Source organism: Microbacterium koreense, assembly GCF_042677105.1.
GTDB classification, from domain to species: Bacteria; Actinomycetota; Actinomycetes; order Actinomycetales; family Microbacteriaceae; genus Microbacterium; species Microbacterium koreense.
In genome coordinates this window covers 2281442-2304597 of sequence record NZ_JBHTIM010000001.1, presented here as the reverse complement: position 1 = coordinate 2304597, position 23156 = coordinate 2281442, and the positions used below count along the sequence as shown (strand labels likewise).

General features: G+C 68.0%; 21 protein-coding genes. 16 read left to right on the top strand and 5 right to left on the bottom strand.

The genetic code is table 11. From position 1 onward, the window contains the following. The first annotated feature begins 1 nt into the window (after nucleotide 1). Complete coding sequence (locus tag ACFQZV_RS10820; RefSeq protein WP_378749418.1) at nucleotides 2-724, top strand: lysophospholipid acyltransferase family protein; 723 nt, start codon at nucleotides 2-4, stop codon at nucleotides 722-724. A gap of 60 nt (nucleotides 725-784) precedes the next feature. Beyond that, nucleotides 785-2122, top strand: coding sequence for a class II 3-deoxy-7-phosphoheptulonate synthase (locus ACFQZV_RS10815; RefSeq protein ID WP_378749416.1), 1338 nt, complete (start codon nucleotides 785-787; stop codon nucleotides 2120-2122). Between the two features lie 12 nt (nucleotides 2123-2134). Here the strand turns inward: ACFQZV_RS10815 and pknB are convergent, their stop codons facing one another. Beyond that, entirely contained in the window at nucleotides 2135-4075 is a 1941-nt protein-coding gene (gene pknB / locus ACFQZV_RS10810) for a Stk1 family PASTA domain-containing Ser/Thr kinase (RefSeq protein ID WP_378749414.1), read from the bottom strand. A gap of 91 nt (nucleotides 4076-4166) precedes the next feature. Continuing rightward, nucleotides 4167-5300, bottom strand: a complete 1134-nt coding sequence (locus ACFQZV_RS10805) for a LysM peptidoglycan-binding domain-containing protein (RefSeq protein ID WP_449288948.1) — start codon at nucleotides 5298-5300, stop codon at nucleotides 4167-4169. A gap of 175 nt (nucleotides 5301-5475) precedes the next feature. Here ACFQZV_RS10805 and ACFQZV_RS10800 point away from each other — a divergent pair, with 175 nt between their 5' ends. Then, complete coding sequence (locus tag ACFQZV_RS10800; RefSeq protein WP_378749409.1) at nucleotides 5476-5829, top strand: Rv2175c family DNA-binding protein; 354 nt, start codon at nucleotides 5476-5478, stop codon at nucleotides 5827-5829. Nucleotides 5830-5856: 27 nt separating this feature from the next. Here ACFQZV_RS10800 and ACFQZV_RS10795 read toward each other — a convergent pair whose 3' ends face one another. Continuing rightward, nucleotides 5857-6951 (bottom strand): polyprenyl synthetase family protein, encoded by a 1095-nt coding sequence (locus ACFQZV_RS10795; RefSeq protein ID WP_378749407.1) that lies wholly within the window; start codon nucleotides 6949-6951, stop codon nucleotides 5857-5859. Between the two features lie 66 nt (nucleotides 6952-7017). Here ACFQZV_RS10795 and ACFQZV_RS10790 point away from each other — a divergent pair, with 66 nt between their 5' ends. From ACFQZV_RS10790 to murG, 10 genes are all read left to right on the top strand, one after another. Next, nucleotides 7018-7389, top strand: a complete 372-nt coding sequence (locus ACFQZV_RS10790; protein ID WP_378749405.1) for a DUF3040 domain-containing protein — start codon at nucleotides 7018-7020, stop codon at nucleotides 7387-7389. Nucleotides 7390-7581: 192 nt separating this feature from the next. Continuing rightward, nucleotides 7582-8013: a division/cell wall cluster transcriptional repressor MraZ gene (mraZ, locus tag ACFQZV_RS10785; RefSeq protein ID WP_378749403.1), complete on the top strand. Its 432-nt coding sequence runs from the start codon at nucleotides 7582-7584 to the stop codon at nucleotides 8011-8013. Between the two features lie 103 nt (nucleotides 8014-8116). Next, nucleotides 8117-9070 (top strand): 16S rRNA (cytosine(1402)-N(4))-methyltransferase RsmH, encoded by a 954-nt coding sequence (rsmH, locus tag ACFQZV_RS10780; protein ID WP_378749401.1) that lies wholly within the window; start codon nucleotides 8117-8119, stop codon nucleotides 9068-9070. Beyond that, nucleotides 9067-9657, top strand: a complete 591-nt coding sequence (locus ACFQZV_RS10775; protein ID WP_378749399.1) for a hypothetical protein — start codon at nucleotides 9067-9069, stop codon at nucleotides 9655-9657. Before rsmH ends, ACFQZV_RS10775 begins: the two co-directional genes overlap by 4 nt. Nucleotides 9658-9660: 3 nt before the next feature. Beyond that, nucleotides 9661-11448: a peptidoglycan D,D-transpeptidase FtsI family protein gene (locus tag ACFQZV_RS10770; RefSeq protein ID WP_378749396.1), complete on the top strand. Its 1788-nt coding sequence runs from the start codon at nucleotides 9661-9663 to the stop codon at nucleotides 11446-11448. Between the two features lie 26 nt (nucleotides 11449-11474). Continuing rightward, a complete protein-coding gene (locus tag ACFQZV_RS10765) occupies nucleotides 11475-12884 on the top strand; it encodes a UDP-N-acetylmuramoyl-tripeptide--D-alanyl-D-alanine ligase (protein ID WP_378749394.1) in 1410 nt (469 codons plus the stop codon). After that, nucleotides 12881-13990 carry a phospho-N-acetylmuramoyl-pentapeptide-transferase gene (gene mraY, locus ACFQZV_RS10760; protein ID WP_378749392.1) on the top strand — a complete coding sequence of 370 codons (1110 nt, stop codon included), beginning with the start codon at nucleotides 12881-12883 and terminating at the stop codon, nucleotides 13988-13990. Before ACFQZV_RS10765 ends, mraY begins: the two co-directional genes overlap by 4 nt. Then, nucleotides 13987-15528 carry a UDP-N-acetylmuramoyl-L-alanine--D-glutamate ligase gene (gene murD, locus ACFQZV_RS10755; protein ID WP_378749390.1) on the top strand — a complete coding sequence of 514 codons (1542 nt, stop codon included), beginning with the start codon at nucleotides 13987-13989 and terminating at the stop codon, nucleotides 15526-15528. The genes mraY and murD overlap by 4 nt, the downstream gene beginning before the upstream one ends. Further along, on the top strand, nucleotides 15488-16735 hold the full coding sequence (gene ftsW, locus ACFQZV_RS10750) for a putative lipid II flippase FtsW (protein ID WP_378749388.1): 1248 nt from the start codon (nucleotides 15488-15490) through the stop codon (nucleotides 16733-16735). Before murD ends, ftsW begins: the two co-directional genes overlap by 41 nt. Then, nucleotides 16732-17823, top strand: coding sequence for an undecaprenyldiphospho-muramoylpentapeptide beta-N-acetylglucosaminyltransferase (gene murG / locus ACFQZV_RS10745; RefSeq protein WP_378749386.1), 1092 nt, complete (start codon nucleotides 16732-16734; stop codon nucleotides 17821-17823). The genes ftsW and murG overlap by 4 nt, the downstream gene beginning before the upstream one ends. 9 nt (nucleotides 17824-17832) lie before the next feature. On the opposite strand, the gene ACFQZV_RS10740 is transcribed toward murG, so the two are convergent. Together ACFQZV_RS10740 and ACFQZV_RS10735 are read right to left on the bottom strand one after the other, a co-directional pair. Further along, nucleotides 17833-18204, bottom strand: a complete 372-nt coding sequence (locus ACFQZV_RS10740; protein ID WP_378749384.1) for a GntR family transcriptional regulator — start codon at nucleotides 18202-18204, stop codon at nucleotides 17833-17835. Then, nucleotides 18201-19115 (bottom strand): hypothetical protein, encoded by a 915-nt coding sequence (locus ACFQZV_RS10735; RefSeq protein ID WP_378749382.1) that lies wholly within the window; start codon nucleotides 19113-19115, stop codon nucleotides 18201-18203. The genes ACFQZV_RS10740 and ACFQZV_RS10735 overlap by 4 nt, the downstream gene beginning before the upstream one ends. A 277-nt stretch (nucleotides 19116-19392) precedes the next feature. Between ACFQZV_RS10735 and murC the strand changes: the two genes are divergently transcribed. The 3 genes from murC (at nucleotide 19393) to ftsZ (ending at nucleotide 23156) form a co-directional block, all read left to right on the top strand. Beyond that, entirely contained in the window at nucleotides 19393-20799 is a 1407-nt protein-coding gene (murC, locus tag ACFQZV_RS10730; RefSeq protein WP_378749380.1) for a UDP-N-acetylmuramate--L-alanine ligase, read from the top strand. 59 nt (nucleotides 20800-20858) lie between these two features. Next, complete coding sequence (locus tag ACFQZV_RS10725) at nucleotides 20859-21857, top strand: FtsQ-type POTRA domain-containing protein (RefSeq protein WP_378749378.1); 999 nt, start codon at nucleotides 20859-20861, stop codon at nucleotides 21855-21857. A gap of 138 nt (nucleotides 21858-21995) precedes the next feature. After that, the gene (gene ftsZ / locus ACFQZV_RS10720) at nucleotides 21996-23156 is read left to right on the top strand and encodes a cell division protein FtsZ (protein WP_378749376.1); all 1161 of its coding nucleotides are present in this window, start codon (nucleotides 21996-21998) and stop codon (nucleotides 23154-23156) included.

Below are 23156 nucleotides of genomic sequence, written 5' to 3'. Positions count from 1 at the left end.
GGTGTTCTACTGGCTCATGAAGTACGTGGTCATCGGGCCGATCGTGAAGGGGATCTTCCGACCCTGGATCGTCGGCCGCCGCAATGTCCCCGCATCCGGCGCCGCGATTCTCGCAAGCAACCACCTGTCGTTCGTCGATTCGATCTTCCTGCCTCTCATGATCGACCGCCCTGTGACGTTCCTCGCGAAGAGCGACTACTTCACCGGAAAGGGACTCAAGGGCTGGGCGACCCGGTTCTTCTTCAAGGCCACCGGACAGCTGCCGATCGATCGCTCGGGAGGCAAGGCATCCGAGGCATCCCTCAACACCGGATTGCAGGTGCTCGGCCGTGGCGACCTCCTCGGGATCTACCCCGAGGGCACCCGCAGTCCCGACGGCAAGCTGTATCGCGGTCGCACGGGTATCGCTCGGATGGCGCTCGAAGCCCGCGTCCCTGTCGTGCCCGTGGTGATGGTCGACACCGACACGATGATGCCGATCGGCACCCGCATCCCGCGCGTCGCGCGTGTCGGGATCGTCATCGGTGAACCGCTCGACTTCTCGCGATTCGAGGGCATGGAGGGTGACCGGTACATCCTTCGCTCCATCACCGACGAGATCATGGTGGCCCTCCAGCGACTGGGGGAGCAGGAGTACGAAGACGTCTACGCGTCGACGGTGAAGGACCGCCTCGTCGCGCGGACGAAGCGGGCCCCGGAGACGTCGACCGTCGCCGTCGACTGACCCTCCTTCGCCGTGTATCGGGTGGCATCACGGGGTCCGCGCCGCCGATAGACTTGCGGGATGCTCTCACACCTCGACGCGCTCGACCACTGGCGGACCCTGCCGATCAAGCAGCAGCCGAGCTGGCCGGACGCAGACGCGGTGGCCGCGGCATCCGCAGAGCTGGCGACGCTACCACCCCTCGTCTTCGCCGGCGAGGTCGACAACCTCCGCGACCGCATCGCGCGCGCGGCGGCCGGTGAGGCGTTCCTCCTCCAGGGCGGGGACTGTGCAGAGACGTTCGCCGGAGCCACGGCAGAGCAGATCCGCAACCGGATCAAGACCGTGCTGCAAATGGCGGTCGTGCTCACCTACGGAGCGTCGATGCCCGTCGTGAAGATGGGACGCATGGCGGGCCAGTTCGCCAAGCCGCGCTCGAGCGACACGGAGACGCGCGGCGACGTGACGCTCCCGGCCTACCGTGGCGACATCGTCAACGGCTACGACTTCACCGAGGCGTCGCGGCAGGCCGACCCGCAGCGCCTGCTGCGCGGCTACCACACCGCCGCATCGACCATCAACCTGATCCGCGCGTTCACGCAGGGGGGCTTTGCCGACCTGCGCGAGGTGCACTCGTGGAACAGGGGCTTCGCCCATAACCACGCGAATCAGAAGTACGAGCGTCTTGCGACCGAGATCGATCGTGCGATGAAGTTCATGGAGGCCGCCGGAGCCGACTTCGACGAGCTGCGGCGCGTCGAGTTCTACACGGGCCATGAGGGTCTGCTCATGGACTACGAGCGGCCGCTCACCCGGATCGACTCACGCACGAACCTGCCCTACAACACCGCCGCCCACTTCCTGTGGATCGGTGAGCGCACTCGCGACCTCGACGGGGCACATGTCGACTACTTCTCGAAGATCCGCAACCCGATCGGCGTGAAGCTCGGTCCGACGACGTCGGCCGATACCGCCCTCGCCCTGATCGACAAGCTCGACCCCGAGCGCGAGCCCGGGCGCCTGACGTTCATCACGCGCATGGGTGCCGGAAAGATCCGCGACGCGCTTCCGCCGCTCTTGGAAGCCGTACGTGACTCGGGGGCACGTCCGCTGTGGGTCACCGACCCCATGCACGGCAACGGGATCACCACGCCCAACGGCTACAAGACACGTCGCTTCGATGATGTCGTCGACGAGGTGCGTGGGTTCTTCGAAGCGCACCGCGCCGCGGGTACTTTCCCGGGCGGGATCCACGTCGAGCTCACCGGCGACGACGTCACCGAGTGCCTCGGCGGTTCGGAGATGATCGACGAAGAGACCCTTGCGACGCGCTACGAGTCGCTGTGCGACCCGCGCCTGAACCACAAGCAGTCGCTCGAGCTCGCGTTCCTCGTTGCCGAGGAGCTCGAGAAGCGCTGATCGTTCGCCCGATCACCCGGTCGCGGTGATCTGAATGGTCACCGTCGTGCCCCGCTCGCGGTACTCGCCGCCCGCGGGGTCCTGCGAGGTCACGCGGGTGAGACCGTCCGGCCACACGTTCCACAGCGCCGAGTAGTTCGGCTCGAATCCGTTGTTGCGCAGGATCTGCGCCGCTTCGTCACGGGTCGAGCCGATGACGTCGGGGATCTCGAAGACGGGCGGTCCGGTGGATACGACGAGCGTGATGGCATCGCCCGGCCGCCACCAGCCGCCGTTCTCACGTTCGCTCGTGCGGATGACGTCACCCTCGGGCACGGTGTCGCTCGACTCCTCGGCGTTCTCGTCCGAGACGACGAGTCCCGCATCCGTGAGGATCGTGCGGGCGCGATCGGCGGATTCGCCGGCGACGTCCGGGAGCGCGCCGAGCGACACCCACAGGGTGGCGGCGTCGCCTTGGCGAACGGTGCAGCCCTCACCGCAGTCCACCGGTTCTCCGCCGTCGGCGGGGAACACCCTCACGCCGACGACAACACCGGATTCGCTTCCGGTGTAGAACGTCTCGTTCTCGTCGGACACGACGATGAACTGGTCTTCCAGGACCGTGCGCACGTCCTGTTCCGACTGGCCGATCAGCTCGCCGAACGTCGCCTCAGCGGGGCCGCTGGAGACGTACACCTCGACCTCGCTGTCGCGTTCGACCGGTGTGCCGACCGACGGATCGGTCCGGATGATCTGACCGGCTTCGACATCGAGGCTGGGTTCTGCGCGTTCGACCGCGACAAGGGAATCTTCAAGCAGTCGTGCCTGCGCCTCGGCGAACGTGCCGGTGACCGCGGGGACGGAGACGAGCGATCCCGGTCCGGAACCGAACCACCAGCCGGCGCCGCCGGCGAGCCCCGCCAAGAGTAGGACGAGGACCGTGAGCCACGCCCCCTTGGCCCGGCGGCGTGTGGATACGCGGCGCAGGCGGGTGGCGTTGTCGACCTCCGGCTGAGGGTCGGTCACGACCGCGGCGGTCGTCGGCAGCACCTCGGTGAGCTCGCCCGAGGCGAGGCCCTCGTCGCGGGTGATGCCCGCCGTCGCCGCGCGCGTCGTCTGCGGGGTGATGCCCAATTCGCGTTCGATCTCGCGGAGGCGGTCCAGCATGGCCTGCGCATCGACGGGCCGCTCGTCGGGCTCCTTCTCGGTCGCCCACAGCACGAGCTCATCGAGTTGTTCGGGCACACCCGGGTTCTTCACGCTCGGCCGCGGCACCGAATCGGTGGCGTGCTGATACGCGATCTGCATCGGCTGCTCGCCCTTGTAGGGCTGCTCGCCCGTGAGCAGCTCGTACAGCACGATCCCCAGCGCGTAGATGTCGCTGCGGGCGTCGGCGGTGCCGCGGGTCACGAGCTCGGGGGCGAGGTACGCGATGGTGCCGAGCAACTGGGCGCCGCTGGCGGTGTTGGCCGTCGTGGCGCGGGCGAGGCCGAAATCGCCGATCTTCACGCGGCCGTCCTCGGCCAGCAAGACGTTCTCGGGCTTCACGTCGCGGTGGACGATGCCGGCGCGGTGCGCCGCGGCGAGCCCCGAGAGCACCGCATCCATGATCGTGATCGCCTGTGGAATGGTCAGACGTCGCTGTTCGCGCATCAGTTCGCGCAACGTGATGCCGGGCAGGTACTCCATCACGAGATAGGCCATCTCGCCGTCTTGGCCCTGATCGAAGACGTTCACGACATGAGGGTCGGCGAGACGGGCCGCCGCGCGTGCTTCTTGGATGAAGCGGCTCTGGAACACCGAGTCGTCGCTGAGGTGTCCGTGCATCACCTTCAGGGCGACGCGTCGTTCCAGGCGGAGATCGGTGGCGACGTACACGGTGGCCATGCCGCCGCGGGCGATGCGAGCGCGGACACGGTATCGGCCGTCGACGAGACGGCCGATCAGCGGATCTGCCTGCTGACTCGTGCTCACGCCGAAAGTCTACGGAGCCGAACGGGATGCACCCGGCAGCGGCTCACCCCGAAGAGCGGGTCCACAGGACGGACCGGACGCGCGCGCGGCATCATCCGAGTGCGGCGAGCCACGCGTAGGCGGGCTGCTCCCATCGCGCATAACGATCCGGGTATGCCGAGATCTGCACAGCCTGGGCGGCCTCGGCGAACGACATGGACTGCCAACCGGGGATGTCCAACAGGCCGCGGGTCGCGGTCCCGTTGGGATCGCTCGACCCGCCGAAGAAGACGCGCGTGGACCGGTACGGGTCTCGGATTTGCGCGGCCGTTCCCCACCCGGTGCTCGGGCGCTGCTGGAAGAGGCCGAGAGAGTCGCGGTCGCCCCAATCGAGGTTGCGGATCCATGACTCCTGCATCGCCGTGCCGAGGGCGATCGCGATCCCGCGATCGGAGACACCGAGTTCGCGACCGACCTGGATGATGATGCGGGCGTTCGCGATCTGTTCGGAGTCGAGTCCGGCGATGCTCGCGGTCGACGCCCGGGACGTGGAGGACGTCGGGATCGTGAGGGTCTGCCCGGGGTAGATGATCGAGGAGCGTGACAGGCCGTTGGCGGCCAGGACGGCGTCGGTGGTGATCCCGTGGCGCTGCGCGATGGCGCTGACGGTGTCACCCGCGGTGACGGTGTGCGACGCGGAGGCGGACGGCGCGGGAGCGGCCGTCGACGCGCGGACCGGCGCCCCCGGAACGGTGAGCTGTTGTCCGGGATGGATGAGCGAATCCCGCGTGAGCGCATTGGCGTCCAGGAGATCGTCGGTCGTGACTCCGTGGCGTTGCGCGATCGAGAACGGGCTCTCCCCGGCGACCACGGTGTGCGTCGTCGGGGATGTGACCTCGGTCGGCCCCGTCGCGGATCCCCGCAGGAGGAGCGTCTGTCCGGGGTAGATCGTCGCCGACCACGTCAGCCCGTTGAGGGCGAGCACGTCGGCCGTACGCACACCGAAGCGTGCAGCGATGGTGCTGACGGTGTCTCCTGCGACCACCGTGTAGTGCGTCGGTGCCGCGGCGTGTGCGGTCATCGCCTGGGAGACGGCGGCGCGGAGATCGGCGAAGGCCACATCGAGCTGGCGGCTCTCCCGTTCGCGGGCGGTGGGTTCGGCTGCAAGGGCCGGTGCGGCGCTCAGCGTCAGCGCGACCGAGCCGGCGACGGCGGTCTGGACGGCGAGCGCACCCCGGCGCCGCATGGGGTCGAGTGGCACGAGAGCCCCCCTTTCTCGACCCCGAAACCGTGTCACGGATGCTGATTCCTGTCAACTCCTGATAACACACGTGACTGCTGTGACTGATGTGATTCAGAGAGTCGAGGACGCGGCGGGCCAGCGGGATCCGATCGCGTTCGGAAGTGGAATAGTTGGGGGCGTGACCGCCGCCACCGACGCACAGCCCATTCCGACCGACTGGCTCACGGTGCCCGAACTCGTCGAGGTTCTCGGTGAGCCGCTCAGCCGTGTCCGCAGACTGCTCGACGACTTCCACCTCATCGGTACGCGCCGTGGCGGAACCCTCAGAGTGCCCGCCGTCTTCGTGGTCGACGGGCACGCGCTGAGCTCACTCCGGGGAACCGTGATCGTCCTCCATGACGCCGGCTTCTCGGACGACGAGGCCATCGAGTGGCTTCTCACGCCCGAAGAGTCCCTCGGGGTCGCGCCGATCGAAGCGCTCACCGCTGGTCGCAAGAGCGAGGTGCGTCGCGTCGCGCAGACACTGGCGTGAGTCGCTGAGATCGCGCGGAGTCGTCCCTCAGGACGAACGCATCGCCGCTGCGCGGGCGAGGTCGCGCAGATCGGAGACGGCGGCGTTGTCCAGTCGCGCGCCGTCGAGAGCACGCTCCGCCGCGCGGACGTAGTCGCCGATGAGGGTTTCGACCCGTTCGAGTGCCCCCGTGTCGATGATCGTCTGCTGAAGAGCGGCGATCTGCCCGGCGTCCAGGGTCGCGTCGCCGACGAGTTCGTCCATGACGCGCCGGGCGGGGGAGGCGAGCCGTTCTCGCGCGTAGGCGATGAGCACGGTGCGCTTCCCCTCTCGCAGATCGTCTCCAGACGGCTTTCCGGTCTGCGACTCGTCGCCGAAGACACCGAGTACGTCGTCACGCAACTGGAAGGCCATGCCGACCGGATGCCCGAAAGCGGCGAGTGCGGCGTGCTGCGCGGCGTCGGCTCCTGCCAGCGCGGCGCCGATCGCAAGCGGCTGTTGGATGGAGTATCGCGCCGACTTCAACGACGCGACGTTGAGGGCGCGTGCCGCATGTCGCTCGTCGGGCTCAGTCACGAACGCGGATTCTTCGGCGACGTCGAGGAACTGTCCGATCGTCACGTCGCGCCGCATGATCGCGTACTCGTGGCGGGCGGCGGACGCCCGCTCGGGCGTGGTCGCGCGCAGCCCGTCTTCGAAGAGGTCGTCGCTCCAGGCAACGAGTAGGTCGCCGAGCAGGATCGCCGATGAGCGACCGAAGGCTGAGGGATCACCCGCCCACCCACGGTCGCGGTGCACAGCCTCGAGAGCCCGATGGGCGGCGGGGCGACCGCGTCGGGTGTCGGAGTTGTCGATGATGTCGTCGTGCACGAGCGCGGCGGCGTGGAACACCTCGAGGGCTGCCGCTGCGGTGACGAGGTCGACCGGGAGAACATCGACGGATGCCGCAGCTCCCTCCACTGCCCTCCACCCCGCGACGCAGAAGCGTCCGCGGAGGCGCTTTCCTCCCGACAGGGCATCGGCGCCGGCATCCACGAGGAGCGCCGATTCGGCGCCGAACCCGGATGTCGAGGCTCGCTGAGACGAGAAGAAGGTGTCGAGTCGCTGGGAAACCGCTTCGACGGGATCCGGAGAGGGTGTCACGGGCCTAGCCTAGTAACGGAGGCGACGCGTAGAATCGTCTGACACCCGGAGACACGAGGGGGACGCATGCCACTCTCCGAACAGGAGCAGCGTCTGCTCGATGAGATGGAACGTCATCTCATGGGCAACGATGCCGATGTCGTCAGCGCGCCGACCGACGGCCGCACACTGAGCTACCGCAACATCGTGTACGGCACGATCCTCGTGCTCCTCGGTCTCGGCGGCATCGTCGTGGGTGTCGCCATTCCGCTGATCGCGGTCGGCATCATCGGCTTCATCCTCATGCTCGGTGGCGTGGTCTTCGCCGTGACCCCGATGCGTGGCCTGTCGAAGTCCTCGACACCGAGGACTGCCGGCCCGACCCGCACGCCCGCAGCGGGGGCGTCGTTCATGGATCGCATGAACGATCGATGGGACAAGCGTCAAGGGGAGCGCTGACCCCTCCACCTCACCAGTCATGAACACCGGCCTTCGGGCCGGTGTTTTTTTTGCGTCCGCGAGGCACGTGGCGTGCCCTTGCGGGCGCGCTGGGGAGATCGCGGGAAGAAATCGATAGCAAAGTGGAGGGAAGTGGAGTAAAGTGGTGCCGACTCCAGCGGGGGCCGGATCAAAGGGGGGAGTGGTGAACCGATGCTTCTCGGCACGCACACTCCGAAGCTCGACGACAAAGGGCGCGTCATCCTTCCGGCGAAATTCCGCGACGACCTCGGTGGGGGTGTCGTCGTGACTCGCGGACAAGATCGCTGCCTCTACGTCTTCAGCACCACAGAGTTCGAGCGCGTGCATGAGCGCATCCGCGAGGCACCGCTGGCGAACAAGTCCGCCCGTGACTTCCTGCGCATGTTCCTGTCCGGTGCCAGCGCGGAGAAGCCCGACAGTCAGAACCGCATCACCATCCCGCCGCCGCTGCGCTCCTATGCGGGGCTCGAGCGCGAGTTGGTCGTGACCGGTGTCGGTGCCCACGCCGAGATCTGGAATGCGGATGCGTGGAACGCCTATGCCGCATCCAACGAAGAAAGCTACGCAGAACTCGAGCAGGAGGTGATCCCGGGCCTGTTCTGAGGCCCCTCATCCCTGACTCCCAGCTGCTATGCCCTGACACACTTCCCCGGTGCCAGGTCGAGCGGATGGGGATCAGGGAGGAGGGTCCCCGGCCCGCCACACCATGAACCTGCGCGACATCCACACCCCGGTCCTGCTCGATCGCTGCATCGACCTGCTCGCGCCTGCGCTCGCAGACGACGGCGCGGTGCTTGTGGATGCGACGCTCGGCATGGGAGGCCACGCTGAGGCATTCCTGGAGCGCTTCCCCGGCATCCGGCTGGTGGGCCTGGACCGCGACACCGATGCCCTTCGCATCGCGGGCGAGCGCCTCGCACGATTCGGTGACCGTGTCATCCTCGTGCACACCGTCTACGACGGACTGGCCGAGGCCCTGTCGGGAGCCGGTATCGATCACGCCGACGGCATCCTGTTCGACCTGGGTGTCTCCTCGCTCCAGCTGGATGTCGCCGATCGCGGGTTCGCGTACTCGCAGGATGCGCCGTTGGACATGCGCATGGATCAGACGGCGGGGACGACCGCTGCCGACATCATCGCCGAGTACGGCGAGGGAGATCTTCGTCGGATCTTCGAGCGCTACGGCGAGGAGAAGCTGGCCGGACGCTACGCGCGCGCCATCATCGCCGCGCGGAGTGAGGCGCCGATCGACCGCTCCGGCCGGCTCGTGGATGTTCTGGTCGCCGCGACTCCGCAGGCCGCGCAGCGCACCGGACACCCCGCGAAGCGCGTCTTCCAGGCGCTGCGCATCGAGGTGAACCGTGAGCTCTCGGTGCTCGAGCGCGCGATCCCCGACGCGATGGCCACGCTGCCCGTCGGCGGACGCATCGTCGTCATGTCGTACCAGTCGCTCGAAGACCGGCTCGTCAAGCACGCGTTCGCGGATGCCTCGCGTTCCACCGCGCCGCGCGGGTTGCCCGTCGAACTCCCCGAGCACGCGCCCCGCTTCCGCCTCCTGGTCAAGGGTGCGGAACTCGCCGCCGATGACGAACGTGCCCGAAACCCCCGGGCCACGCCGGTGCGCCTGCGGGCGGCCGAGCGTGTGAGGGAGGCGGTATGAGCCTCGACGCACTCGCCACCGCGCTTCCCGCGCGCCCATCACGCATCCAAGACGACCCGCGCCGTGAGCTGCAGGTCGTCAGCGCGCCCGCGCGTCGGCGGCGGCCACGTCTGATCTACGGCATCGTCGCCGTCGCGGGTGCGTTTCTCATCGGAGCGGGTCAGATGGGCCTTTCGCTTCTCACGACCCAGTCGTCATACGAGATCTCGGCGTTGACCCAGGAGCACCGCGAGCTCACGTGGGACCGTCAGATCCTCACCGACGAGCTCGCCGGGCTCAGCTCGCCGCAATACCTCGCGGCCAACGCCGCCGCGCTCGGCATGGTCATCGACGAGTCGCCGAGCTACCTGCGGCTGAGTGACGGTGCGCTCTTGGGCTCCGGCCGCGCTGCCGAGTGGATCTCCTCGATCGACGCGGTCAACCGTGGGGCGGTCGCGAACATGCTCATCGACGAGACTCCGCTCATCACCGCCCCTGAGACGAGCATCAAGAACAAGCCGACCGAGACGCCGGCCGATCTCACCGGCGCAGTATCCAACACTCCGCCGCCGATCACCGACGGTCTGCCCACTCCGAGCACACACTGAGTCATGCACACCCACAGCACGCGCAGTCGTCGACGGCGCACGGTCGTCGCGCTCGCGGTCGTGCTGGCCGTCCTCGGCGTCTTCGTCGTGCGGTTGGTCGATATCCAGGTCGTCAATGCGGACGAGCACATCTCGGACTCTCATGAACGCGCGTTCGGTGCCGAGCAGCCTCTCTACGGAACACGCGGGTCGATCGTGGATGCGTCTGGGCAGGTCCTTGCGGGCAGCATCCTCGAATACGACTGCCAGCTCGACCCGCTCCTGGTGACGCAGATCGACTCGTCGATCGCATCCGGTGACTCCGACGCGCAGCCGTGGTCGCGTATCTCGGTCGAGCTCGCGGCCATCCTCGATTTCGAGGTCGACGACGTTCAGTCGATCCTCGGCGACGCCCTCGCAGAAGACCCGGAGTCACGCTATGCGCCGCTGGCCGACGGGGTGTCGACCGGCGAGTACCGGCAGATCGCCGAACTGTCGATGCCGTACCTCTACTGTCAGGCTCAGCCGGCGCGCACCTATCCCGACGGCGCCGTCGGCGGCAACCTCGTCGGGTTCATGGGGTCGGACGGCGTCGCTCTCGAAGGCCTCGAGCTGTCGCAGGATCAGTGTCTCGCGGCCACCGACGGCGAACGGTCCTACCTTCGGGGAAAGGACGGTGTCACGATTCCGGGCACCGACCGAGAGGTTCCGGCCGTGGACGGCGGAACCCTGCAACTGACGATCGACCGCGACCTCCAGTGGTACATGCAGCAGCTGATCGCCGAGCAGGCGCAAGACATGGGCGCGCTCAGCGGCGCCGTCCTCGTGCTTGAGACGGCGACCGGAAAGATCCGGGCTGCGGCGGAGTATCCGAGCGTCGATCCCAACGACGTCGGTGCATCGGATGCCGATGATCGGTCGAGCCGGATCTTCCGCGGCACATTCGAACCGGGGTCGACCTTCAAGACGTTGACGGCAGCGACGGTGATGGATGCCGGCGGGCAGACGCCGACGTCGACGGTCGTCTCGTCGGGATACGAGACGTTCGCCAATGGCGCCGTCGTGCGGGACGCCTTCGGACACGAGGCCTACACCTACACGCTGGCGGGAGTGCTGATCGATTCATCGAACGCCGGCATCTCGCACTTCAGCGAGCGCGTCGACAACCAGACCCGCTATGACTACTTCACAAACTTCGGCATCGGTCAGGACACCGCCGTCGACTTTCCGGGGGAGGAGCCCGGCGTCGTGCACCCCGTCGCGGAGTGGGACAACCAGACGGTGTACAACACGTCGTACGGACAGGGCCTCACCACCACGATGCCCCAGCTCGCCGGAGCGTACGCCGCGATCGCCAACGACGGCGTGCGGATGCCGCTCTCACTGGTCGAATCGTGCACGATGTCGGACGGCACCGTCGTCGAACCCGAGGCGGGGGAGCCGGTGCGTGTCGTCAGCGAGCAGACGGCGACGCAGACCCGCGAGATCCTCGAGAACGTCTTCCTCCAGAGCTCGATGGCCGATGTGCTGGAGATTCCCGGCTACCGCGTGGGGGGCAAGACGGGAACAGGCGAGAAGTTCGACCCGGCGACCGGACGCTACAAAGCCGGCGCGTACTACACCACGATGATCGGCATGGCACCCATCGAAGACCCCGAGTACGTCGTGGTCGTCACCCTCGACGAGCCGACGCGGGTAAAGTCGTCTGCGGCCAACGCGACCGCGTTCCAGAAAGCGATGACCCAGGTGCTCAAGCACTATCGGGTGATGCCTTCGACCGCGGCGCCGACGATGCTCCCGAAGTTCGGCTGAGCGCCGCCCGACCCGGCCGGAACACCATGATCGCGCTCACACTCGAAGACCTCACCCGCCACGTCGGCGGACGACTCCACCTTCACGGCGATGACTCGCCGGATACCGTCGTCGACGGCGTCCTCGACACCGATTCGCGGCTGATGGAACCCGGAGGGATCTTCGTCGCCAAACCCGGTGAGACCACGGATGGGCACCTGTTCATCGCGGCGGCTCGCGAGAAGGGCGCGGTCCTCGCGATCGTCGAGCGGATGGTCGACGAGCCGATCTCGCAGGTGGTCGTGCCGGATGCGGTGGACGCCCTCGCCGATCTCGCCCGCGCCGTCGTCGCCGCGGTGCGAGCAAGCGGCGACCTGCGCATCGTGGGGATCACGGGGTCGAACGGCAAGACGACGACGAAGAACCTCCTTGCGAGGATTCTCGAGGACGAGGGCGAAACGGTCGCGCCGCGGGCCTCGTTCAACAACGAGGTCGGGGCTCCCCTGACCATGCTGCGGGTGACCCGGTCCACACGGTTCCTCGTGAGCGAATTCGGAGCCAGCGCGCCCGGCGAGATCGCACGCCTGGCGGGTCTGGTCGAACCGGACATCGGCATCGTTCTCATGGTCGGCATGGCCCACGCCGGTGGATTCGGGGGCATCGAGGCGACGTTCGCGGCCAAATCCGAACTCATCCATGCGCTCCGGCCCGGGGGACTGGCCGTGCTCAACGCCGATGACCCCCGCGTGGCGGCGATGGCACCGCTCGCCGAGGAACGCGGCGTCGATGTGCGCTGGTTCGGACGCGGCGACGTCGCGGTTCAGGCCCGGAACACCGAGGTGACCGCGTCGGGCACCGCCTGCGAAGTGAGCGTCGACGGTGACACCGCGCCGCTGCGGCTGCGGGTGCTCGGCGAACACCACGTCATGAACGCACTCGCGGCGATCGCTGCGGCCACGGCATTGGGGGTGCCCGCCCGGGTCTGCATCGAGCGGTTGGAGAGCGTCGAGCTCGCCGAGCGCTGGCGGATGCAGCCGATGGGTTCCGATCGCGTTCGCATCATCAACGACGCCTACAACGCCAGTCCCGACTCGATGACGGCGGCGCTGCGCACGCTCGCGCAGATCACGGCGCCGCACGAGCGGATGGTCGCCGTGCTCGGCGCGATGAGTGAACTCGGCGAGTACGCCGGGGAGGAACACGATCGCATCGGTGAGCTCGCCGTGCGTCTGCGTATCCCGCGCATCGTCGTCGTCGGATCTGAGGCGCGCCGGCTGTATCTCGCCGCGGTCGCGGAGGGGTCATGGAGCGACGAAGTGGTGTTCTTCGGTTCGCCGGATGAGGCCTACGACTACCTCGTCGGTGAGTTGCGCGACGGTGATCGCGTTCTCGTGAAGTCCTCGAACTCGGCGGGTCTGCGGTTCTTGGGCGATCGTCTGGGAGGCTACTTCTCGTGAGATCACTTCTGACGGCGGCGGCGATCTCGCTCGCGTTCACGCTCTTCCTCACTCCTGTCTTCTTGCGGCTTTTCCGCGCGTGGGGCTGGGGTCAGGTGATCCGCACCCCCGAGAACGTCCACAACCCCAGCCACAGCGCCAAGCGCGGCACCGTGACGATGGGCGGCACGATCTTCATCGCCGGCACGATCGTCGGATACCTCGTCGGTACGTTCGTCGGAGCGAATCCGCCGACGATTTCGGGATGGCTCGTCGTCTGGATGATGGTCGGATTCGGTGCCGTCGGGTTCATCGACGACTTCATGAAGGTGCGCAGCCAGCGCAGCCTCGGGTTGAGTGGCTGGCGCAAGGTCCTCGGGCAGGTGCTGGTGGCGGTCCCGTTCGGCATCGTCGCCTTGATGTTCCCGAACGCGGCAGGCCAGACACCGGCGTCGCCGTACATCTCGGTGTTCCGAGACGTGCCGTGGCTCGGCTTCATGACGCTCGGCGTCGTCGTCGGAACCATCCTGTACTTGCTGTGGATCACCTTCATCGGCGTGGCATTCTCGAACTCGGTCAACGTCACCGACGGCTTGGACGGACTGGCCGCCGGCGCCGGGGTGTTCGTCGTCGGCGCGTACAGCCTCATCGCGTTCTGGCAGTTCAACCAGGCGTGCAGCGGTTCGGCGCTCTCTCCCGACCTGGGTGCCGCGTGCTACGACGTGCGTGACCCGTTCGACCTGGCGATCATCTCCGCATCCTTCATCGGCGCCCTCGTCGGATTCCTGTGGTGGAACGCCCCGAAGGCACAGGTGTTCATGGGCGATGTCGGATCGATGGCGATCGGCGGTGTCATCGCGGCGATGGCGGTCCTCACGCGCACCGAGTTGCTCGCCGTGCTCGTGGCCGGCGTGTTCATCATCGGTCCCGGATCGGTCATCCTGCAGCGGCTCTACTTCCGACTCACGCGAGGAAAGCGCCTGTTCCTCATGAGTCCCTTCCATCACCACCTCGAGATGCGCGGCTGGTCCGAGATCACGATCGTCGTGCGCATGTGGATCATCGCGGGGATGCTCGCCGTCATGGGCGTCGGATTCTTCTACGTCGAGTGGCTGGTGCGCGCGTGAGCGGCGTGCGGCTCGACACGCTCACGAGTTGGCACGCGGACTGGACCGGTCTCAAGGTCGTCGTCCTGGGCTTGTCGGTCACCGGGTTCTCGGTCGCGGACACCCTCGCCGAACTCGGCGCCGAGGTGCTCGTGGTCACCGAGCGAGCCGATGAACAGTACGCCCCGCTGCTCCCCGTCATCGGAGTGACGCTCTGGACCGGCCCTGTGGACGAGGTTCCCGCGGCCGTGACCGATTTCGCACCCGACGTGGTGGTCGCCTCACCCGGTTTCTCGCCCCGGCATCCGCTCGTCGCGTGGACCCGCGAGAACGGGATCGCGCTGTGGGGCGACGTCGAACTCGCCTGGCGCGTGCGCGACAAGGTCGTGCGCGCTGACGGGTCGCCCGCGGACTGGGTTCTCGTGACCGGCACGAACGGAAAGACGACGACGACCCGACTTGCCGCGACGATGCTCGTCGAGGGCGGCCTCCGTGCGGCGCCGGTCGGCAACATCGGCACGCCCGTGCTCGACGCGGTGCGTGACCCCGGAGGCTTCGACGTGCTCGTCGTGGAGCTGTCGAGCCACCAACTCTGGTATCTCGGCCTGCAGACAGGTCCCGAACCGCTCTCACCCCACGCCGCGGTGTGCCTGAACCTCGCCGATGACCATCTCGAGTGGCACGGCTCGTTCGAGGACTATCGTGCGGCCAAGGCCCACGTGTACGACAACACGCGCGTCGCATGCGTCTACAACAAAGCGGATGCGGCGACCCTCGCCATGGTCGAAGACGCCGAGGTCGTCGAAGGTGCACGCGCGATCGGCTTCGATCTCGGCGTACCGGGACCGAGCGACCTCGGGGTGGTCGACGGCATCCTCGTCGACCGTGCCTTCCTCGAGGACCGTCGCACGAGCGCGCTGGAACTGACCACGGTCGACGATCTTGCCGAAGTCGGGCTGTCCGCCCCGCATATCGCGGCGAACATCCTCGCTGCGGCTGCGTTGGCACGTTCGCTCGATGTCTCTCCCCAGGCGATCCGTGACGCCCTGCGCGCGTTTCGTCTGGACCCACACCGGATCGAGGTGGTCGCCGTCGCCGACGGCGTCTCCTGGGTGGACGATTCGAAGGCGACCAACCCGCATGCGGCAGGGTCGTCGCTGGCGGCCTACCCCGGCGCCGTGTGGATCGTCGGTGGCCTGTTGAAGGGTGTCGACATCTCGTCGCTCGTGGCCGAGCGCGGCGCGGCATCGAAAGCGGCGATCGTGATCGGAACGGAGCGGGCGGCGGTCGTCGCCGCGTTCGAGCGACACGCGCCGCAGGTGCCGCTGTTCGAGGTCGACCACACCGAAACTGAAGACGTCATGGCACGGGTCGTCGAACTGGCGGCGGCGGTAGCTCGTGACGGGGACGTGGTTCTACTCGCCCCTGCCGCGGCGTCGTTCGACCAGTTCGCGTCCTACGCAGACCGCGGCCGGCTCTTCGCCGCCGCTGTGAACGCACGGCTCGGGAGGGGGAGCGTTGACGCAGACGACTCCGACCCCGGCGTCGCAACGGCCTAACGGCGAGCGATCGCGCGGTCTTGCGGCCCGCGTGTCGTTGGGTCGCGTATTCGCCCCCGTGCCGAGCGAGTTCCTGCTCATCGCCTCGACGGCGCTCCTGCTGACGATCTTCGGACTCGTGATGATCCTCTCGGCGACGTCGGCCAACTCGACGGCCTCGGGCGGATCGCCGTTCGATTCGGTGGCGCGTCAGGCGGTCTTCGCTGTCATCGGCATTCCTCTGATGTTCGTGGCCAGTCGGTTGCCGATCACGTTCTGGAAGCGCGCCGCCTGGCCTGCGCTCATCGGGGCGACGGTGCTCCAACTCCTCGTCTTCACGCCGCTCGGTGTCGAGGCGAACGGAAACCGCAACTGGATTCAGATCGCCGGTTTCCAGGCTCAGCCGTCCGAGTTCCTCAAGCTCGCGCTCGCGATGTGGGTCGGTTACGTGCTCTATCGCAAACAGACCCTGCTCGGTCTGTGGCGGCACGTGTTCATCCCGCTCGTGCCCGTGTCGATCCTTGTGATCGCGACGGTCATGGCCGGCGACGATCTCGGTACGGCGATGGTGCTGGTGCTCATCGTGCTCGGCGGACTGTTCTTCTCCGGCGTGAAGCTGCGGATCTTCGTGCTCCCCGCGATCCTGGCAGCAGGCCTGGTCGCCGTCCTCGCGATCACGAGCCCCGACCGCGTGCGACGGTTCATGAGTTTCCTCAACGTGAACTGCCTCGACGACTATCTCGGTGACTGCTACCAGCCGCTCCACGGCATCTGGGGGCTCGCCGGCGGCGGAATCTTCGGTCTGGGGCTCGGCAACTCACGTGAGAAGTACGCGTGGCTTCCGGCAGCCGAGAACGACTACATCTTCGCGATCGTCGGTGAAGAGCTCGGTCTCATCGGGTGCGCCGTCGTCCTCGCTCTGTTCGCGCTGTTCGCCGTCGGCGCGTTCCACATCGTGCGCAAGACCGACGATCCTTTCGTGCGCATCGTCGCCGGCGGTATCACCGTGTGGATCATCGGGCAGGCGCTCATCAACATCGGGGTCGTCCTGCGGGTCTTCCCCGTGCTGGGTGTGCCCCTGCCGTTCATGTCGCAAGGGGGAACCTCGCTGGTGTCGGTGTTGCTGGCATGTGGGGCGCTGCTGGCGTTCGCACGCGCGTTGCCCACGCCGTCGGCGACGCGTGTGACGCAGGGGCGTCGCACGCCGCGTGCGAAGATCTCTGGGTGAGTTCTTCCGTCCCCGTCCGCACGTACCTGCTCGCCGGCGGCGGCACCGCCGGTCACGTGAATCCGCTTCTGGCCGTCGCCGACGTGTTGCGGGCCCGCGAGCCCGAAGCGCAGATCCTCGTGCTCGGGACGCGCGAGGGACTGGAGGCGCGCCTGGTGCCGCATCGGGGGTACGAGCTCGTCTTGGTCGACAAGGTGCCCTTCCCGCGTCGCCCGAACCGCGACGCGGTGGTGTTCCCAGGCCGTTTCCGGCGGGCGTTGCGGCAGGTGCGCGAGATCATCCGCGACCGCCACGTCGACGTCGTGGTCGGCTTCGGCGGCTACGCGTCCGCACCCGCGTACGTCGCGGCCCGTCGTGCACGGATCCCCTTCGTCGTCCACGAAGCGAACGCCAAGCCGGGTCTGGCGAACGTGCTGGGCGCGCGCCGCGCCGCCGCGGTCGGGGTTGCCTTCGAGGGAACTCCGCTGCGCCACGGACGTGTCGTGGGAATGCCGCTTCGACGCGAGATCGTCGATCTCGATCGCGGCGCACTTCGGGACGAGGCCGCCGCGCACTTCGGGCTTGACCCCGCGAAGCCGACGCTCCTGGTCTTCGGGGGATCATTGGGCGCCCTGCGGCTGAACATGGCTTTCGAGGGGTCGTGGCGCGACGTCCTGGATGCGGGATGGCAACTGCTCCACGTCACGGGGGAGCGCTCGGAGCTGGCCGACCCCGCCGTCGAGGGGTACGCGATGCGTCGCTACGTCGACCGGATGGACCTTGCCTTCGCGCTGGCCGATCTCATCGTCTCGCGCGCCGGCGCCGCGACCGTCAGCGAGATCAGCGCCCTCGGCATCCCGTGTGTCTACGTGCCGTACGCCGTCGGCAACGGTGAGCAGGCGCTCAACGCTTCTTCGGCGGTCGCCGCGGGGGCGGCGCGGGTGATTCCCGACGGGCAGTTCACCCCGGATCGCGTTCGGTCCGAGATCGTTCCGCTGCTGCAAGACGACGAGGCACGCGAACGGATGCGGGAAGCCGCCGGCCGCGTCGGAATCCGGGACGGCGCCGAGAACGTCGTCGCCCTCATCGACGAGAGCCTCGCCGGCTGACCGGCGGGGTCATGTCGTCGATGACTCGGGGCCGCGCAGCGCGGCAGTGACGATCGCGAGGGCATCGTCGGGGTCGAGGCGCAGTGCGCGGACCTGCTCAGCGAATGCCGCCGCGGCACGCTGTGCTTCCCGGTGGGCCGGATCGCCCTGCGGGGACACGAAGGTGCCGTTGCGTCCGCGGGTCTCGATGATCCCTGCCGTCTCGAGTTCGCGGTAGGCCCGTGCGACCGTGCCCGGGGCGAGTCCGAGGTCTTCGGCGAGTCGGCGCACGGTCGGAAGCTTCGCGCCCGGGGCGAGTGCGCCCGAAGCGACGGAGTCGAGCAACTGCGCCCGCAGCTGCTCGAACGGCGGGAGCGGAGAGCGTGGGTCGATGACGATCATGCCGTTGCCGGTCCAGTCCGCAGAAAGTCGGGATAGAGGCGGGGCGCGAGCCGGTTCTGCCCTATCGCGTAGATGACCTGGAGGAGGGGGATGCCGAACCACGGAAAGAGTCCCAGTATGGACTCGGCTGTGGCGAAGGGGATGGCTGCGAGCACCAGCAGCGCGGTTGCGAGGCCGACAGGCAACCATGCCACCATGGCGGCGCCCATGCGCAGAGTCGCGAGGGCATCGGTGCGGAACAGATCGTCCCAGGCGAGCTCGAGCGTGTCCGACGCCGGCTGGGGTTGCGCCAAGATGCGCCGTTCGATCGCCCATCCCGCGACTGTGGCTGCGACGGCGAGAGCGCCGGTGGCAGCGAGCCATGGAGCGTACGACCGTGGGATCGCGCCGAGAATGATCGCGATACCCGCGGCGACGCCGAGAATTGCCGCGCAGACAAGAAGCACGATCGGCAGCGCGGCGCGCCAGCGGCCGACGTATTCGCGCACGGTGAGAGTCTGCGCGCGTGCGACGCGCGGCGCAGCGGGCGCGGGAGAGAAGAGTCGTTCTCGGGTCGTGACGATCGCGGAACAGCCCGTCACCACGACGAAGAGAATCGCGAGCGCGAGGAACCATCCCATGAACGGGCTCGTGCCGAGCGGGGTGAGAAAGGTGATCGATCCGAAGACGAGCATGGTTGCGAGGAGGCCCCACATGTTGGCGCGAAGGAGGGCACGCGAGCGCTGACGGAGGCTGCGACGGGTGGTGTCCTGCCCGAGCGGTAAGCGAGCGCGTAGCGACAGCTGCGCGACCCGGGCATCGCCCCACTCAGGGTTCGCAGTGATGACGAGCGCGACGATCGGAACGACGGCGAACAACGCGAGGAGAAGAGCGTTGAAGACCTCGAAGGGGATGTGGATTGAGCCGTCCATGGCTCTTTTGTACGGCTTTTGTATCAATGCGTCAATACAAACCGGATCTGCCTGTCCTTCGCGAGGAGATCTGCGTTCGAGCGGAGGGGTTCGTGGGCATCGGTCCGCACGACGGCAGATCTCCTCGGGAACGACGGGCCAACGTGGCAGCGGGCGGAAGCGCGGGGTGGGGGCACGCGCGGGACGGGGGCGCGCTCGGAGCGGTTCGCCTGCGGGGTGGTCGCCGCCCGCGCGGCGAGGCCGCGACACGCACGCGGCGACTTAGGATTGACGGGCCATGATCCGACCAGACCTCACGCTTCCGATCCCACAGGCGATCGAGTCCGCCCACTTCATCGGAATCGGCGGATCGGGCATGTCCGGTCTCGCCGCGATGTTCCTCGACCGCGGCATCCGGGTCTCCGGCTCGGACCGCGCCGACAGTCCGGGACTTCGCCGCCTGGCGGAGAGAGGAGCGACGGTCTACGTCGGTCATGACGCGGCGAATCTCGCCGCCGACGTCGACACCGTGATCCACACGGGCGCGATCTGGCCCGAGAATCCGGAGTTCGTCCTGGCCAAGCAGCGCGGGCTGCACGTCATCCACCGCAGCCAGGCGCTGCACTGGCTCATCGGTGGGCGCCGTCTCGTGTCGGTTGCCGGGGCGCACGGCAAGACCACCTCGACCGGGATGATCGTCACAGCTCTGCAACGGCTCGGCGACGACCCGACGTTCGTCAACGGCGGGGTGATCGCGCAGCTCGGCGTTCCGAGCGCCACCGGATCCGACGACGTCTTCGTGATCGAGGCCGACGAATCCGACGGCACGTTCGTGCTCTATGACACCTCGATCGCGCTCGTGACGAACGTGGACCCCGATCACCTCGATCATTGGGGGTCGCGGGATGCCTTCGATGCCGCCTTCGCCGAGTTCGCGAACGCGGCCCGAGAAGCGGTCGTCATCTCGGCGGATGATCCCGGTGCCGTGGCCCTGCGGGAGCGCATCACCCACGAGCGAGTCCTGACGTTCGGCGAGGCGCCGACTGCCGACGTTCGGGTGACGGACATCGTCACCGACGGCCCCGTGTCGTTCACCGTCCGCCACGGGGTCGCCGCGGCGTCGGTGCAGCTGTCGGTTCCGGGTGCACACAACGCCGTCAACGCGGCGGGTGCCGTCGGAGTCTTGATCGCGCTGGGTCACGACGTGCTCGACGCGGCCCGAGCCGTCGAGGGGTTCGAGGGGACGGCTCGTCGCTTCGAGCTGCACGATGTCGTACGCGGAGTCAGCGTCTACGACGACTACGCCCATCATCCGACCGAGGTCGCCGCGGCGCTCGCGGCGGCGAGAACGGTCGTCGGAGAGGGGCGCATCATCGCCGTCCACCAGCCGCACACCTACTCGCGGACGCAGGCGATGTTCCAAGAGTTCGCCGACGTCCTCGAGTCGCACGCCGATCACACCGTCGTCCTCGACGTCTACGGTGCGCGCGAAGACCCCGTCGACGGTGTCACGGGTGCTCTCGTGAGCGAGGCGTTCGAGAACCCCGAGCACGTCGCCTTCGTCGCCGACTGGCAAGAAGCCGCTGACTACACGGCCTCCGTCGCGCGCGACGGCGACTTCGTCGTGACTCTCGGATGCGGGAACGTCAATCTCATCGTCCCGCAGCTCCTCGACGCGCTCGGGCGCCCGGTCGCCGCGGAGTAGTCGTGCGACGGCCGACGCCCCTGCCGCAGCAGCCGCCGCGTAATCCATCCGCGGACGATGTGCGGGATGACACCGTCGAGCACGCGCCGGCGAGGGGCGAGTCCGCGGTCACGGCCGCCGGCGCAGATGCGCGCACGCCCCCCGCGCCGGTGTCGACGACGCAGGACGAGCAGCCGACGGCGCCGATCGTGCCGTTGGATGCGGAGCAGCTGAAGCGCGCGGTGAACCGTGACGCCGACGCGAGCGAGGTCGTGTCGCCAGAGCCGGACGGCGCCACAGCCGGTCCGCAGGAGTCGATCGGCGCGCGGGATGTCTGGGCGGCCGCCCGTGCGCGCCGGCGCGCTCTGCGCTCGGAGGTGCGACGGTTCACCGCGCGCCAACGCCGGCGTCGACTGATGTGGGCCGGCATCGCCGCCTCGCTCCTGCTCTTGGTGGCGGCGACCTTCGGGGCCGCGTACAGTCCGCTGTTCGCCGTTGAGGACATCACGGTGGTCGGCGCGGATCGATTGGACGCCACCGAGGTCGAGGAGGCGCTCACCGGGCAGATCGGGACGCCGCTTGCGCTCGTCGACGAGAGTGCGGTCAAGGCTGCGCTCGTCGGTTTCCCGCTCGTCGAGACGTACACGCTCGAAGCGCGGCCTCCCCACGGCTTGGTCGTCCGCATCGTCGAACGCACGCCGATCGGGTACGTCGAGTCTGAGGCGGGATTCACGCTGGTCGACGCTGCCGGCGTGGGCCTCGCGACCACGGCAGAGCCGGGGAGCGACGCTCCCGTCGTGCGCGTGGACGGGGGTGTCGACGATGCGGCCTTCGATGCGGCGGGCCTCGTCATCCGGTCGCTTCCGGAAAGTCTGCGACCGCTCGTGACCGCCGTCACCGCAACCTCGCCGAACGATGTGCGGTTGCACCTGGGCGAGACCGGCACCGACATCGTGTGGGGGAGTGCCAGCGATTCCGCTGACAAGGCGCTCGCTCTGGAGAAGGTCATGATCTCGCGCCCGCTGGGCAGCGTGTCCGAGTACGACGTCTCGTCGCCGTCCGCGGTCGTCGTCCGCTGATCGGATGCCGCGACACGCCCACGGGTTTCACGGCCACACAGGTCGCTCCGCTTACCTTCGATTCAGGAATTGCATACCAGGTAATTCTTTAAACCTCAAGTAGAGGTTGAATGTTTGGTTCGGGAGACGGAGGCCGGCATGAGCCAGAACCAGAACTACCTCGCGGTCATCAAGGTGGTCGGTGTAGGCGGCGGCGGCGTGAACGCCGTCAATCGAATGATCGAGCTCGGATTGCGCGGCGTGGAGTTCATCGCGGTGAACACCGACGCGCAAGCGCTGCTGATGAGCGACGCCGACGTCAAACTCGACGTCGGTCGCGAACTCACGCGCGGGCTCGGGGCGGGCGCAGACCCCGAAGTCGGGCGCCGCGCTGCTGAGGACCACACCGAAGAGATCGAAGAGGCCCTTCGCGGCGCCGACATGGTCTTCGTCACCGCCGGTGAGGGCGGTGGAACCGGCACCGGCGGCGCTCCCGTCGTCGCCAAGATCGCCAAGTCGATCGGCGCGCTCACGATCGGTGTCGTCACCAAGCCGTTCTCGTTCGAGGGTCGTCGCCGCCAGCAGCAGGCCGAGACGGGCGTTGCGTCGCTGAAGGATGAAGTCGACACGCTCATCGTCGTGCCGAACGACCGCCTCCTCGAGATCAGCGATCGCGGAATCTCCATGATCGAGGCCTTCGCGACAGCCGATCAGGTGCTCCTCGCCGGTGTGCAGGGCATCACCGACCTCATCACGACCCCTGGCCTCATCAACCTCGACTTCGCCGATGTCAAGTCGGTCATGCAGGGTGCGGGATCGGCGCTCATGGGCATCGGTTCCGCGCGCGGCGCGGACCGCGCGATCAAGGCCGCCGAGCTCGCGGTCGAATCGCCCTTGTTGGAGGCGTCGATCGAAGGCGCTCACGGTGTGCTGCTGTCGATTCAGGGCGGATCGAACCTCGGCATCTTCGAGATCAATGATGCGGCGCAGCTCGTGAAGGAGGCCGCGCACCCCGAGGCCAACATCATCTTCGGAACCGTCATCGACGACACGCTCGGTGACGAGGTGCGGGTCACCGTGATCGCGGCGGGATTCGACGGCGGCGAGCCTCAGGCGCGCATCGAGCCGATGACCACGTCGCGGATCGTCGCGCCACCGGTCGCGCCGGCCGCGCCCGTGGCTACGGCGCCCGAGGCCGCCGGAGAGAGCGAGTCCGCCGAGGCGCCTGAGCCGGTCTCGGTCAGCGCGACCGTGCCCGACACGGGTTTCGACTCGGCGTTTTCGGACGACGACCTCGACATCCCCGACTTCCTCAAGTGA